This is a genomic window from Chromohalobacter marismortui (assembly GCF_004364315.1).
Lineage (GTDB): Bacteria > Pseudomonadota > Gammaproteobacteria > Pseudomonadales > Halomonadaceae > Chromohalobacter > Chromohalobacter marismortui.
Genome location: NZ_SOBR01000002.1, coordinates 48,025 through 63,595, shown reverse-complemented (window position 1 = coordinate 63,595; position 15,571 = coordinate 48,025). Strand labels below are relative to the sequence as shown.

3 protein-coding genes are annotated in these 15,571 nt (G+C 58.9%); 1 reads left to right on the top strand and 2 read right to left on the bottom strand.

Annotation, left to right across the window (positions count from 1 at the left end):
• A complete protein-coding gene (locus tag C8E00_RS03555; protein ID WP_133694656.1) occupies positions 1 to 11,904 on the top strand; it encodes an amino acid adenylation domain-containing protein in 11,904 nt (3,967 codons plus the stop codon).
• 266 nt (positions 11,905 to 12,170) lie between these two features.
• On the opposite strand, the gene C8E00_RS03550 is transcribed toward C8E00_RS03555, so the two are convergent.
• Both C8E00_RS03550 and C8E00_RS03545 read right to left on the bottom strand, forming a co-directional pair.
• Positions 12,171 to 14,387: a TonB-dependent siderophore receptor gene (locus tag C8E00_RS03550; protein ID WP_133694654.1), complete on the bottom strand. Its 2,217-nt coding sequence runs from the start codon at positions 14,385 to 14,387 to the stop codon at positions 12,171 to 12,173.
• A gap of 243 nt (positions 14,388 to 14,630) precedes the next feature.
• Entirely contained in the window at positions 14,631 to 15,569 is a 939-nt protein-coding gene (locus C8E00_RS03545; protein WP_166638241.1) for an ABC transporter substrate-binding protein, read from the bottom strand.
• Positions 15,570 to 15,571: the final 2 nt, after the last annotated feature.

Here is a 15,571-nt window from a genome sequence, read left to right as displayed (position 1 = left end):
ATGGAGTTGGACGAAAGAAAAATCGCTCAGCGTTTTGCAGTGCTGCAACCGGAAGCCAAGCGAACCTTCCTGAAGAAGTTGAGAAGCAGTGGCATCGACTTTCGTGAATTACCCATCGTTCCCGCAGCACGGGATGAGCAGCTTCCCTTGTCGTATTCGCAGCGTAGTTTATGGCTGACGTGGCGTCTCGATCCGACGAGCCCTGCATACAATATGCCGGGAGTTATTTATATGAAAGGGCCGCTGGACGTCGTGAAGTTCGAGTCGAGTTTGAATGACCTTGTGCGTCGACATGAAATTCTGCGAACGATATATCCTCAAAATGACGATGGAGAGCCTTTCCAGGAGGTCGTCGAAGACTGGAGTATCCCCGTGTCACACGGGGCACTGAACGACTATTCCGAGTCCGAGCGGACAGAAGCACTAGAGGGCTTGGTTGACGAGTTTTCTCGGCGGCCATTTGCCCTTGATGAAGAGATTCCGTTCCGGACGGCAATCTATCAACTGGATGCCAGCTATCATGCGGTCGTTGTCGTGCTGCACCATATTGCTTGCGATGGTTGGTCGGTCCGGCTGCTGATCAATGAATTGTTCGAACTCTATGAGGCTCGAGTCGAACACCGCGATGATGCGTTACCAGTGTTGCCGATTCAATTCGGCGATTATGCGGTATGGCAAAGAGGCTGGTTCGAAGCTGGAGAAAAGGAACGGCAGTTAGAACACTGGCGCAAGCGGCTTGGTGTTTCGCATTCGCCTATCGAGCTTCCTCTGGACCGGCCGAGGGGCTTGCAGGAAACGTCGGAAGCCAGCCTCTATCACCTGAAGTTGCCTCGAGAAATGAGCGGTGGTCTCCACCAGTTGGCCCGACAGCAGGGCGCTTCCCTCTATATGGTGATGCTGTCACTGTTGAAATTGACGTTATATCGATTCAGTGGGCAGAAAGAAATACGCGTCGGTTCCCCAAGCGCCAACCGCAAGAAAGCGGAAACACACGGGCTTATGGGGTATCTACTCAATGTTCAAGTGCTGAAGACATGCGTGAACCCCATCAAGGGCTTTGTCGATTTACTAGCCGATGTCAAGGAAACGGTGCTCGATGCGCAGGACTATCAGGATATTCCGTTCGATCTCTTGGTAGATGCACTTCAGCCCGAGCGGCAATCGGGAGTACATCCGCTGTTTCAGGTGAAATGTACCCAGCAGGAAGCGTTTGAACGTGAGAAGCGCGTGGGCGATCTCACGGTATATATCGAGGAACTCAGCGGCGGGGATGCTCACTTCGATCTCAGTTTTGACTTCACCGATACTTCCGATGGCATTCGCTGCGCATTCACCTACGCGACGGCTCTGTTCGACGAAACGACGATCTCGAAACTCGCCGAAGCCATGCAACGTTTGGCTGAGCAGGTCCTGCAATCGCCTGATGCCTCGTTGGTGTCGCTTGAAATGCCACCCCCCATATCGGTGCTGCAAGGCAAGATATCGACCGTCCCCTTTGGCAGCGTCATGGAACTCTGGGATCGCGCTGTCGAGGAAAACGCCCAACGCTGGGCCATGCGAGAAGCATCGGACGTGGCGCTCACCTATGCCAGTCTCGATACCCAGGCTAAACGGTTGGCGGCAGCGTTAGTGGCCCAGGGCGTAGGCCCCGATGTGCGCGTTGGCGTTCATGCCGAGCGCTCGTGCGAGTACGTGCTCGGCATTCTCGCCGTACTCAAAGCGGGCGGGGCTTTCGTACCGCTGGATCCGCAACTACCAACCGAGCGTTTGGCCTATCAACTGGCTGACAGTGGTGCTCGCTTAATGCTGAGCGGTACGGCTTGCGACTGGAGCGGTGCCGTTCCGGTAATGGAACTGGCGTTTGCCGACGATCTTCCGACTGCAGTTGAGCACGAACCACCCGTCATCCATCCCCAGCAGACCGCCTATGTGATCTATACCTCTGGCTCCACGGGTAAGCCCAAAGGGGTGGCGGTCAGTCACGGTGCGCTGGCCAATTACGTGCAGGGCGTTCTTGAGGCGCTGGCGCTACCAGAAGATGCCCGCAACATGGCGATGGTCTCGACGGTGGCGGCTGACCTGGGACACACCGTGCTGTTCGGGGCCTTGTGCACGGGGCGCACGCTGCATCTGATACCGCAGGAATGCGCCTTCGATCCGGATGCGTTCGCCATTTGCATGCGTGAACGTCGCATAGATGTCCTCAAGATCGTGCCCAGCCACCTGCGAGCGCTACTGAGTGCGGCGAGCCCGGCAGACGTACTGCCGAGAGAGCGTCTGATTCTCGGTGGGGAGGCCGCCGATTGGGCACTGGTGGAGCGTATCGCCGAACTCAGTCCGGGATGCCGAGTACTCAACCACTATGGCCCTACCGAAACCACGGTAGGCATCCTGACACAGGAGGCCGAGGCGGCGGATCGGCATGCCGCCACACTGCCGATCGGCACGCCGCTGGCCAATGCTCAGGCTTATGTGCTCGATCCCTGGCTCAGCCCGGTGCCGAGGGGCGTTGCTGGCGAGCTCTATCTGGGGGGTGCCGGTTTGGCGCAAGGTTATCTGCAGCGGCTGGGGCAAACGGCGGGACGCTTCATCGCCAGCCCTTTTCATACGGGCGAGCGGCTTTATCGTAGCGGTGACCGGGTGCGTCAACTGGCCGACGGTAGCCTGGAATTCCTCGGTCGCGTGGACGATCAGGTCAAGGTCAGGGGCTATCGGCTGGAGCCAAGCGAGATCGCCGCGGTGCTGCGTGATTGGCCGGGCATCGACGACGCCGGGGTCGTTGCACGTGAAAGCGAGGATGGCCGCACGCAGTTGCATGCCTATGTGGTAGCCGAGGCCGGATCCGAGTTCGATCCGTCAGTGCTGCTCGAGCAGCTTGGTGGCCGCTTGCCGGATTACATGGTGCCGGCCGGCATCACCCAGTTGGACGCCCTGCCACTGACCGCCAACGGCAAGCTGGATCGGCAGGCGCTACCGGAACCGGATGCGGCCGGTGGCGTTGAGTCTTTCGAAGCTCCGCAGGGAGACGCGGAGGAAATCTTGGCCGCTGTCTGGGCCGAGGTGATCGGCTGCGAGCAGGTGGGACGCAACGACAACTTCTTCGGACTGGGCGGCGACTCCATCCTCAGCCTGCAGATCGTCGCGCGCTCGCGTAAGCGTGGCTACAAGGTAACGCCCAAGCAGTTGATGGAAGGGCAGACCGTGGCCGCCGTGGCGGCGATGGCCACACCTCTAGCTGCCATCGCTCCTAAACCAGCGGCTGCGCCTGATAAAGCGGCTTCCTTTGCACTGCTGCCGGTACAGCGCTGGTTCTTCGAGCACTACGGCGCTGGGCAACACCACTGGAATCAGTCGTTGATGCTGGAAGCGGCCAGTGGAGTCGATGCCGCGCTGCTACGGCGTGCCATTGAGGCCGTGGTAGAACACCATGGTGCCTTGCGGTTGCGCTTTGAGCGCATTGGCGATAGCTGGCAACAAGCCTATGGCAAGCTAGCCGATGACCTCTTCGAGCACCTGGATCTGAGTGGGCATGCCGATCTCGTGCAAGCGCTTACTCAAACCGCCGATGCTGCCCAGCGCAGCCTGAGCCTGGAACGCCCGTTTCGTGCCATCTGGATGGAATTGGGAGGCGATCATGGTGGACGCCTGCTGCTGGTGGCTCACCACCTGGTGGTCGACGGCGTCTCGTGGCGCGTGATTCTCGACGACCTGCAAGCGGCCTACGCGCAGTCAAGTGCAGGAAAGGCCATCGACCTGCCATCCGCTACCACTTCGCTAGAGGAGTGGTCGCGAGTCCTGGCCGACTACGCCACATCGGAGGCGTTGGCTGAGCAGCGCTCCTATTGGGAAGGCCTCGTCAAAGAGCCAGAGCCCAACCTGCCATCACGGAACCCTCAGGGCAGCAACACCGCTGCCGACATCGCATCACTTGCTGGCAGCTTGTCTGCCGAGGCGACCACGCAACTGCTGGGACCGATACATAAAGCCTACCGTACCCAGGTCGACGATGTGTTGCTGACCGCGCTGTCGAGCGCCCTGTGCCAATGGGCGGAGCGAGACAGCGTGCTGGTCGAGCTGGAAGGCCATGGCCGCGAAGACCTGTTCGATGGTGTCGACCTCAGTCGCAGCGTGGGTTGGTTCACATCCCTTTACCCGGTTCGCCTGGCGCCGGGCAATGCGGAACCGGGTTCGAATCTCAAGGCCATCAAGGAGCAACTGCGTCAGGTGCCCGACAAGGGACTCGGCTACGGCGTGCTGCGCTATCTGAAAGAGGAGCCCGCGCTGGCCGGTGGCGCCTATCCTCAGGTCACCTTCAATTATCTGGGCCAGTTAGATCGTACTCTGCCAGGCGATGCGGCCTGGCGGCTCGCCAAAGAGAGCCCAGGGCAGCCCCGTGCGCCGCAGAGTGAGCGCCGTACCTGGATCGAGGTGGTGGCCTGGGTTCAGGAAGGCCAACTGCGCTTTGACTGGCATTACAGTCGTGAGATTCACGGCGAGGCAACGATGCGTGCCTTGCAAGCAAGTTTCCAGATGCAACTGGAGGCATTGATCGAGCACTGTGACAGCGGGTTTCGCGGCGTCACGCCATCGGACTTCCCGCTGGCGGGGCTGAGTCAAGAACAGTTGGACGGCTTGCGGTTGGATGCCGCCAATGTCGAGGACATCTACCCGCTGGCACCGATGCAGCAAGGGCTGTTATTGCATACCCTGCTCAATCCAGGCGCAGGCATGTACATGATGCAGGATCGCTACCGGTTTGCGTCGCCTATTGATGTCAATGCTTTCGAGAAAGCCTGGCAGCGAGTCGTCGAACGGTATGAGGTACTACGTACGGGCTTCGTCTGGCAAACCGAAGATATGCAACTGCAGGTGGTGTATCGGCAAGTCCCTTCACCTGTCGAATATATCGATTGGCACGGCATTGACGAGGACGAGGCTGATCGTCGCTTGGCGGTGTTACTGCGTCAGGAGCTCGACGATGGCTTCGATCTGGAACAGCCACCGTTGCTAAAGGTACGCCTTGTTCAACTGGCGGAGAACCTGTTCTACGTCGTACAGAGTTTCCACCATATTCTGATGGATGCCTGGTGCCGCTCCCTGCTGCTCAGCGATTTTTTCCACTACTACGATGCCTGTCGACTAGGTACGAGGCACGAGTTGACGCAGCCAAGGCCGTATCGTGATTTTATTGCCTGGTTGCAGCAGCAGGATGTAATGGCGCTTCGCGACTACTGGCAACAGGAGCTTGAAGGTTTCGGTGAGGTGACGCCGATTCCGTATCTTAAACCGCACGGCTCGCTCGACAGTGTTGCCACGGTAGCCGATGTGTTCTCCTCGCTCTCCCACGATGAGAGTGCAGGACTACAGATCGTTGCCCGACAGCATCAATTGACTGTCAATACGATTGTGCAAGGGGCATGGGCATTGCTGTTAGGGCGGCTTTCCCAGGTGGATGACATCCTGTTTGGCGTGACGGTGGCTGGGCGTCCGCTAGAATTGGAGGGCATACAGGAGACGATGGGGCTGTTTATCAACACGATTCCTCTGCGTGTGTCAGCCCCTTCGCCGCAAACATCCGTCCTTGATTGGCTGCATGCGTTATTGGCGAAAAACCTGGAGATGCGTCAATACGAGCACCTGCCGTTGGTCGAAATTCAATCCTTGGGAGAGCGCTCACAAGGGCGCAGCCTGTTCGACAGCCTCTTTGTGTTCGAGAATGCGCCTATAGATTCGAATCTAACGGAGAAGATCCAAGATCTTCATGTGTCCATCAAGGGGAATCGCACCCACACCAATTATCCCTTGACCGTAGTGGTGGTGCCTGGCGAGCAGTTGATGCTGCAGTTCTCCTACGACACACGCAAGTTTGACGGTTCCGACGTCGAGCGCTTGCTTTCAGGCTTCCGTCAGATTCTGTTGCAAATTATCGAAAGACCCGACGTGCCATATCATGAACTGGAAGCGTTGCCAGCCGACCAGGTCAAGGCGCAATTGGCCCGGTGCCGTGGGCCGTCGATGGCTTATCCCTTCGAGCAAGGCTATATCGAACTGTTCCGTGAGCAGGTTCGGACTCATCCACACCAGGCTGCCGTACGCCACCAAGGAGACATGCTCACCTATGATCAGCTAGATGATACCTCGGATCGCATCGCCCGGGCGTTGTGGCAAGTCGGCGTGAAGAAGGATGACGTCGTGGCGCTATATGCCGAGCGCAGCCTGGCGTTGCCGAGCATGATCCTGGCTACGTTCAAGGCTGGCGGTGCGTATCTGGCGCTGGACACTCGGCTTCCCGAGCAGCGTATCGTCGATATGCTGGCGTCCAGTCGAGCTTCGTTAGTGATTGCTACGTTCGATCAACTGCCGTGTCTCGAACCGGTGCTTGCCAGCATGCCCAGTCCGCCGAAACTGCTCGTATTCGAGGAGCTTGTCGCGGCGGAGGGGCCGGTGGGGGATATCGCCTTCCCGGTGCATCCCGATCAGGCCGCCTACGTCATCTATACCTCCGGTTCGACCGGTGAACCCAAGGGCGTGGTGGTCAGTCACCGTGGCATGCTCAACAACCAGTTGAGCAAGGTTCCCTATCTGGAGCTGTCGGCCAGCGATGTCATCGCGCAGACGGCAGCGCTGAGCTTCGATATCGCCGTCTGGCAAACGTTGGCCGGGCTGCTGTGTGGCGCCTGTGTCGAGATCGTCCCCGACGAGATCGCACGCGATCCCGGCAAGCTGCTCGATGCCGTTCGCGACAACGGCATCACGGTGCTGCAAAGCGTACCCGCGCTGATCCAGAGCCTGCTGGCCCATCCGCCGGCCGAGCTGCCGGCGCTGCGCTGGATGCTGCCCACCGGCGAAGCCTCGACCTCCGAGCTGGCGCGTCAATGGCACGCGCATTACCCCTCGATCCCCCTGGTCAATACCTACGGCCCCGCCGAATGCGCCGACGACGTGGCGCTGTATCTGCTGCGTGCGGAGGATGACGAAAGTTCGTCGGTAGTGCCGATCGGCAGGCCAACCGACAATACTCGTCTGCTCGTCCTGGACGATCATCTGAATCCACTGCCTGCCGGCGTATGCGGCGAGCTGTATGTCGCTGGCGTGGGTATCGCGCGGGGCTACCTGAACCGACCGGACCTGACGGCGGAGCGCTTCGTGGCCGACCCGCATGCCGTTAAGCCCGGTGAACGGCTCTATCGGACGGGCGATCTGGCCCGCTATCGCGCCGACGGTGTGCTGGAGTATGTAGGTCGTGGCGATCAGCAGGTCAAGATTCGGGGCCAGCGTCTCGAGCTCGGTGAAGTCGAGGCCCGGTTGGCGACATTCGCAGAAATCCGCGATGTCGTGGTAGCTACCCGGGAAGGCCCGGGCGGTACGCGGCTGGTGGCGTATGTCGTGGCCCCGCCGCATGTCCCGATCGACACGGCCGCGCTACGCGAACGCCTGGGGCAGATGTTGCCCGACTACATGGTCCCCAGTGTGATGGTGACGCTGGATGCCTTGCCGTTGACGCCCAATGGCAAGGTGGACCGCAACGCGCTGCCGGCACCGGAATTCGACAGTGGGGAAGCGTACGTCGCCCCGCAAGGCGAAATGGAAGAGGCACTGGCAGCGATCTGGGCGGACGTGCTTGGCGTCGAGCGGGTGGGGCGCCACGACAACTTCTTCGAGCTCGGTGGGCATTCGCTTCTGGCTCTGGGGGTGCTGGAGCGCCTGCGTGCTCGGGGTCTGGCAGCGCAAGTACGAACGCTGTTCCAGTGTCCCGAACTGGCGGCCTTCGCCAAGGCGCTGTCTCAGGCACCGGAGCGGCAGCAACTTGTCGTACCGCCCAATCGGATTCCGGAGAGCTGTCAGTCGATCCGGCCGGAGATGCTGACGCTGATCGACCTGAATGTCGAGGAAATAGCCCGGATAGAAGGCGCGGTACCCGGTGGAGGCGCCAACATCCAGGACATCTATCCGCTGGCACCACTGCAGGAAGGCATCCTCTTTCATCACCGGTTGCAGCAACGGGGCGACACGTATGTCCTTCCGTGCCTCCTGGGCTTCGACAGTCGGGAACGACTGGAAGGGTTCATTACCGGTTTCAATCAGCTGATTGTCCGCCACGATATCCTGCGCACCGCGGTCTTGTGGGAAGGGCTCCGCGAGCCGGTACAGGTGGTCCAACGGCACGCCTTACTGGAGGTCGAGTGGCTGGAAGGGGAAGACGTCAACGCCTCGGGCAGTGTGGCCGAACGACTGAACGCCCACGTGAATCCTGAGCAGTATCGCATCGATGTGCGCCGGGCGCCGATGGTCCGGGCGGTTGCGGCACGAGACGACGAGCAAGGACGTTGGTTGCTGCAACTGCCAAGCCACCACCTGGTGCTCGATCACACGACACTCGATCTGCTCGTGGAGGAAATCAACCTCATTCAGCAAGGGCGAGAGGATGAGTTGCCCAAGCCGCTGCCCTTCCGCGACTACGTCGCGCAGGCGAGGCTGGGCGTGAGCCCGGCAGAGCACGAAGCCTTCTTCAGGGAGCAACTGGGCGACGTGGAGGAACCCACGGCACCGTTCGGATTGCTGGATGTACGGGGTAATGGCAGCGACATCGAGGAAGTGCGCATGTCGCTGGAGGCGGAGCTGGCCCGACAGGTGCGGCAGCAGGCGCAGCGTCATGGCGTGAGCACGGCCAGCCTGTTCCATCTGGCCTGGGCCCAGGTGCTGAGCAAGGCCACCGGGCAGCACGATGTTGTGTTCGGCACTCTGCTGTTCGGGCGCATGCAAGGCACCGAGGGCGCCGAACGGGCGCTGGGGATGTTCATCAACACCTTGCCCGTTCGCATCACGCTGGGAGGGAAGGATGTGGCCGAGTGCCTGCGCCGGACCCATGACATGTTGACCGGTCTGTTGCACCACGAGCATGCAAGCCTCGCCCTGGCGCAACGCTGCAGCGGCCTGCCCGCTGGCGCACCACTGTTCACCAGCCTGCTGAACTATCGTTACAGTTCGCCGCAACCCGAGGGAGCGATTCACCGAGGGTGGGCAGGCATGGAAACGTTGGGTGGCAGGGATCGCACCAACTATCCCATCGGCATGGCAGTGGACGATCTAGGGGAGGGCTTTCAGCTGGTCGGGCATGTCGACCGCACGGTTGGCGCGAAACGACTATGCGACTATCTGAAAGCGGCCTTGGCCGGTATCGTGACCAACCTGCAAGTGGCTCCGCAGCAGGCGATGAGCGAAATTGGACTATTGAGCGAGGCGGAACGCCAGCAACTGCATAGCTGGGGTACAAATCCCCAGCGTGATAGCGGTATCGTCCCGATACATCGCCTGATCGAACGCCAGGCCGATGCGACGCCCGAGGCCACGGCACTGATCTTCGACGATCAGTGCCTCAGCTATGCCGAGCTCACCGCCCGCGCTAACCGCCTGGCGCATTATCTGATCGGCCTGGGCGTGCGCCCCGAGACGCGGGTAGGCATCGCCGCCGAGCGCTCCGTCGAACTTGTAGTGGGGCTGCTGGGTATCCTCAAGGCCGGTGGCGCCTATGTGCCGCTGGATCCGGACTACCCCGCCGAGCGGCTGGCCTACCTGATCGCCGACAGCGGCATCGAACTGCTGTTGACACAGCAGCAGTTGCGCGAGGTGCTGCCAGCAACCGGTGGGCTGAGTGTTCTCGCCCTGGATCGACTGGACGTGGCACATCACGCGGCGACCGACCCCGGCGTGGCACTGCACGGCGATCACCTGGCCTACGTGATCTACACCTCGGGCTCCACCGGGCGGCCCAAGGGGGCTGCCATTCGTCACGGGGCCTTGACCAACTGCATGACCTGGATGCAGCAGGCATATCAACTCACGGATGCGGATGCCGTATTGCACAAGGCCCCATTCGGGTTCGACGTCTCGGTATGGGAGATTTTCTGGCCGCTGAGTGTCGGGGCACGTTTGGTGATCGCCCAGCCCGGCGACCATCGAGATCCAGAACGCATCATCGAGCTGATCCAGCGGCACGATGTGACCACGCTCAATTTCGTGCCCTCGATGCTGCAGGCTTTCCTGGACTATCCCGATGTCGGAAGCAGGACACGTCTCAAGCACATCATGTGTGGTGGGGAAGCGGTACCGGCTGCTCTCCAGCAGGACGTGTTCGAGCGCCTCGACGGGGCGAACCTGCACGACCTCTATGGCCCGACCGAGGCCACGATCCATGTTACTCACTGGTGGTGTCGTGATGACGCTCACCGCCAGATTCCCATTGGGCGACCCATTAGCGGTACCCGCACCTACGTCTTGGATGGTGAACTCAACCTGATGCCCCAGGGCGTCGCGGGAGAGCTCTATCTCGGTGGGATAAGCCTGGCCCGTGGCTATCTCAATCGCAGTGATCTCACGGCGGAACGCTTCGTCGCCGATCCGTTCGGTGCGGGCGGGCGACTGTACCGTACCGGCGACCGGGCGCGCTGGCGGGATGACGGTCAGCTCGAGTACCTGGGACGCCTCGATCACCAGGTGAAGGTTCGTGGTCTGCGCATCGAACTGGGTGAGATCGAAGCCGAACTACTCGCCCAGCCGACGGTGCGTGAGGCGGTGGTGGTCGTGCACGATGGTGCCACTGGAGCGCGGCTGGTGGCCTATGTCGTTCCCCATGCCGACGTCGACTTCGATACCAGTGCGCTGCGCGAGCAAATCGGCCGGCAGCTGCCTTATTACATGGTACCTGGAGCGATCATGGAGCTGGCGACGCTCCCGCTGACTGCCAATGGCAAGGTGGACCGCAAGGCGCTTCCTGAACCGGGCCTGCCCAGTGGCTCGCACTACGAGCTACCGCAAGGCGAGAAGGAAGAGGCGCTGGCGTCAATCTGGGCCGAGGTGCTGGGTATCGAGCGGGTGGGACGCCACGACAACTTCTTCGAGCTGGGAGGAGACTCCCTGACGAGCCTGAAGGTACTGAGTCGTATAGGGATCCTGCGAGAGCCCAGACTCGACTTCAAACTGCTCGACCTGATGCAGAAGCCGACCATTGCAGAGTTGCTGGGAGGCGGAAAGGAGTCGAGTGTGCCGCGGAAAGAGGCCCTCCCTCTCAATAGTGAGTGTCAGGACCAGTCGCCGCTATTCTGCATTCATGCCGTCATGGGGACTGTTTTCGATTACCAGCCGTTGGCCCGTTGCCTGCAAGGCACATGCACGGTATACGGCCTACCTTGCCGGATGCTGACCGATGTTCAGCATTGCGACATGTCGCTCGAAGCGATGGCTGAAGACTACATGGAAACGATTCGTCGAATTCAGCCATCGGGTCCCTATCGGCTGCTGGGATGGTCGCTAGGCGGGGCGCTTGCGACCATGGTTGCGGCTCGACTCGAGGAACAAGGCCAGGAAGTGAGTCTGCTTGCGTTGGTGGACCCATTCATCCCGCGGACCAGCAAAGAGGGCCAGGATGACTGGCAGCAGGATTTTGCAGCTTTCGTGTCGGCGATCTTGCCAGGAAGGGAACCCGAAAGGGAGCATGTGTGCGACATGACGCCCGCCGATGAGCCGAGTGAAACGGAGGTCGCTCATCGACTGGAGCGACTAATCTCATCGAAGGGGGTCCAGCTTCGTGAAGGTTACGATGCACTCGACAGGGAGGAATTGGCTCGAATCTTCTGCGTGGCACGGCATCTGAAAAGACTTTCCCTGCGGACTAGCAGCTTGCCGGCATTGGACTGTGCGGTGGACTGTTGGTGGGCGGCGGAAAGGCCATGGGAGGATCGACAGGCGCTGGAGGAACAGATGAGCCGGATACCGGGAAGCTCCTTTGAGAGCACCAGGGATCATTTCTCGATCATGACCGACGACACCGTACTGCTTCAGTTGCAGGAACGATTGCAAGAAAGCGCCGACCGTTACTCTCGCGTTACTGAGCGGACGCCAGTCTGAACAGCAACGATCGTCGAGGTTTCATGACTGCAGTGGCGCGCCAGGCATGCCTGGCGCGCCGAATTGTCTTGGCTGTCAAGCATGTTCGGCGGCAGCTGGCAGAACACATGCAAGGCAAGTCATGGCGATAGTCAATGTTCAAGAAGAGATCGTGAAGCCACCGGGGAATGAGTCGCCTTGGTGTTCCCATTAGCCACGGGCGAGCCCGGTTACAGGCTCGCCCGCGTCGCAACGGGAAGTTTCCTTTACCCATGCTAATCAATAGTTTACCAGTTGTAGCTCAACGTGGCCGTGACATTGCGTTCTGCACCAAAATGACAGATCGTGGTGCTGGAGCAAGAAGAGACATAATCCTTGTCGAGCAGGTTGTTGGCATTGACTCTTACGTTCATGCCCTGGAAGTCGCTTGATAACATGCCAAGATCATACTCCAGCATGGCATCCACCAGCGTATAGCTATCCACTTCGAATGTATGGGTATCGTTGCCCCAGGTGGAGTCGTTATAGCGAACGCCTGCACCGACCCCCAGGCCGTTTAACATGCCTCCTGCGAACTCATATTTACCCCATGCTGAAGCCATATGCCGGGGAACACCATAGGGTGTGTTGCCCTCGGTTTCGTCATTGGTCTCGACATATTCCATGTCCGTGTACGTATAACTGGCGATCAGGGACAGCTGTTCGGTGGGGTGTAATTTGGCGGACAGCTCCAGGCCTCGGGAGCGAACTTTACCGATGGCTTCATAGAATGGCGAGTTGGGGATAGCCTCGGAAACGTTCTCCTGCTCGAGATGGTAAATGGCAGCCGTGTACTGATCATTGCTGCCAGGGGGCTGATACTTGAGCCCCAACTCGTATTGAGACGCCTCACTGGGATCCAATGTGTTGCCTGAAGCATCAATGTTGGTGGCCGATGCGGGTTCGAATGACTCCGAATAACTGACGTAAGGGGAGACGCCGTTGTCGAAAGCATACAAGAGGCTGGCGCGGCTGGTGAACTTTTTGCTGTCGCTCTTGGAGGCCATCCCCAGATTGGTGTATGCGGTACTGGTATCGGCCCAGTCCTGACGTCCGGCAAGATTGAAGCGCCACTGGCCCAGGCTTATCTGGTCTTGTAAGTAAACGCCGGTTTGTTCCACCTTGTTGATGAAATTGGTGGGCGCACCGTATGTGACTTGCGTGTTGCCATACTCTGGGTCGAAGGCATTTAGTGGAGTGGCGGCACCGAAACGCCATGATCCTGAATTACGCTGGTACTGATAGTCCAGGCCGACAAGCAGTGTGTGTGAAAGCGGCCCCGTTGTGAAATTGCCCTGGAGCTGATTGTCGACTTTGTATGCATGAAGTGACTCATTGGCACTCGCAACGCGGCGGTTGAGTTGGTTGCTGTCTCCCACCCAGCCACTGGAATAGATCTGATCGTAATCAATATCGGAAGAGGCGAAACGGAAGTTCTGCTGGGCCTGCCACGTATCGTTGATCTGATGTTTAAGCTGGTAGCCGATCAAGCGTTGATAACGCTCGAATCCATTGAACCCCGGCTCGCCATCGAAGAAGTCGTTGTCGATCCTGCGGCCATTATGATCCCTCACCGTGCCATCCGCCGGTGTCCACCCATAGTAGCCACTGTTGGGCTCATGCTGTAGATAGGCCATCAAGGTCAAGGAGGTGTTGTCGGTTGGGAGTAACGTCAGAGAAGGTGCGATGGTATAGCGCTCGTTTTCCACATGATCGAACTGGCTATCGGAACCGCTGGCCAACCCGACCAAGCGATAGGCTGCCCGCCGGCTCTCTCCTATGGGGCCACTGAAATCAAAGCGTGCAGCTCGGGCATCATGCGTGCCTGCCTCCAACTGGATTTCATGGGTAGGTGTGAAAAGAGGGCGCTTGCTGGTAAGACCGACCAAACCGCCAGGATAACTCTGTCCGTACAATACGGAGGTTGGACCTTTGAAGACGTCAATGCGCTCTAGGAAATAGGGATCGATTTGCAACGAGTTATAACCCGAGACATCGCCCGCCATTTTTAGGCCATCGAGATAGATATTGTCGAGACTACCCACACCCCCGAAGCCCCGCATGGAAATGAAGTCATAGCGGTTGCCGAAGCCGTTGCGCCCGCCGGTGAACACGCCGGGCGTATAACGCAAGGCTTGCTGTATCGATGTTGCGCCTTGGTCCTCGATCTGCTCTCGAGTGACGACCGACACGGATTGTGCCGTCTTCATCAGCGGCGTGTCTGTCTTGGTAGCACTGGTGCTGGTACTGGCGGTGTAACCCTCGGTTGGCAGCAGCGCATTCGCGATTCTGTCTTCCGTCACTTGCAGTACGGGGAGCTCCACGGATGAAGCGTTGCTGGCTTGAGCCCCTGCAGTGTTCGAAGTCTGTGCCTGAGCCAGGCCGGCAGGCACCAACGTAGCGCCACAGATGCCGGCTATCGCGATGGATAGGCATTGCCGGCTAAAGGGGTGGGAAGTGTTCATGAAAGATCTCCTTTGGGTTTATATTAAATAATAATTATTATCATTAGCATTAGAATTCGTGTGGATTGGCTTGTCAAGCCCCTCTACAAGAAAAGTCTCATCGATATGGTGGGCATGGAGTTGCGTCATAAAAAACGCTATAAATACAAGTCTTTATAGAGCGATATGGGTAATATGCTAAGCGCTAGTCAGGCTAGCGGCGCTGTTCAAGCCTTGGAGAGGAAAGAGATTCTAGGACAATGCTCATGACAACGGAGAGTGGGGCAGACAGTCTGCAAGGCTTTCCGCGAAACGCCGGGCGGAGGGGAAGCCTCCCCATGACCAATAGTCGAGGGACAAGATGGCGTAGTCGTTTCGCTTGATACTCGGCCAGTGCTTCCATAATCCCTGATTGAGTATCCTTTCCTGCCCGCCGGGAGGATCGTAAGGGCTATCGAGGAAGATTACCTTGGCATCTATGGGCAGAAGGGCTTTCGCACTGACTGTCGCCAAGCCCCATTTACCAAGCTTGTCTTTCCATGCATTCTCGAGTCCAAGGCGTTTTAGCACCATGCCCTCCACACTGCCATGTCCATAAACCCGTGCATGACGCTCATCCATCAGGCGAACGATTAGCAAGGGAGAACTGACATCCTTAAGGTGTTTTTTCAATTCATCGAAGCGCTTGTTGGTTTGTGAAATATATTTCTCTGCAGCTGTCGGATCTGCGGTCAGCCTGCCCAGCTCTCGAGTCAATTCCTCAATGATTTGCCAATGACTCTTGTGACTCTTTCCATCGTAATTTTTGTAGAGTGGATACTCCTTGACGGTGGCGATTTTCCTGAGTTTGGGGATAAGGCTCACATGAGCAGGAGGAGAGATCAGGATGTACTTGGGGGGATCGCTTGCCAGGAGTTCGAGGTTGGGAAGATGACGGTAACCGAGGTTGATCGACGAAGGGATGATGCCGGGCTGACGTGAATACGTCTCGTATCCCTGGAGGCCTGAGATGAAGGTAGGCGGATGGCCAAGCGCATTGAGCGTCTCGGCGATTGCAAAATCGAACGTCGCCAATGAGACTTCGTCGCCCTCATCGCTTGCCATTGACGCGTTGCCGATGAGCACACAGGCAAAAAGGATGGTCGACAATAGAATGCATTTTTTCGCTATCGAGCGATAAGCTATGCCATGGTGATGCTTCATTT

Bases quoted from the DNA above. Each gene is read 5' to 3' on its own strand.
- C8E00_RS03545 (WP_166638241.1), bottom strand. From the start codon at position 15,569: ATGAAGCATCACCATGGCATAGCTTATCGCTCGATAGCGAAAAAATGC.
- C8E00_RS03550 (WP_133694654.1), bottom strand. From the start codon at position 14,387: ATGAACACTTCCCACCCCTTTAGCCGGCAATGCCTATCCATCGCGATA.
- C8E00_RS03555 (WP_133694656.1), top strand. From the start codon at position 1: ATGGAGTTGGACGAAAGAAAAATCGCTCAGCGTTTTGCAGTGCTGCAA.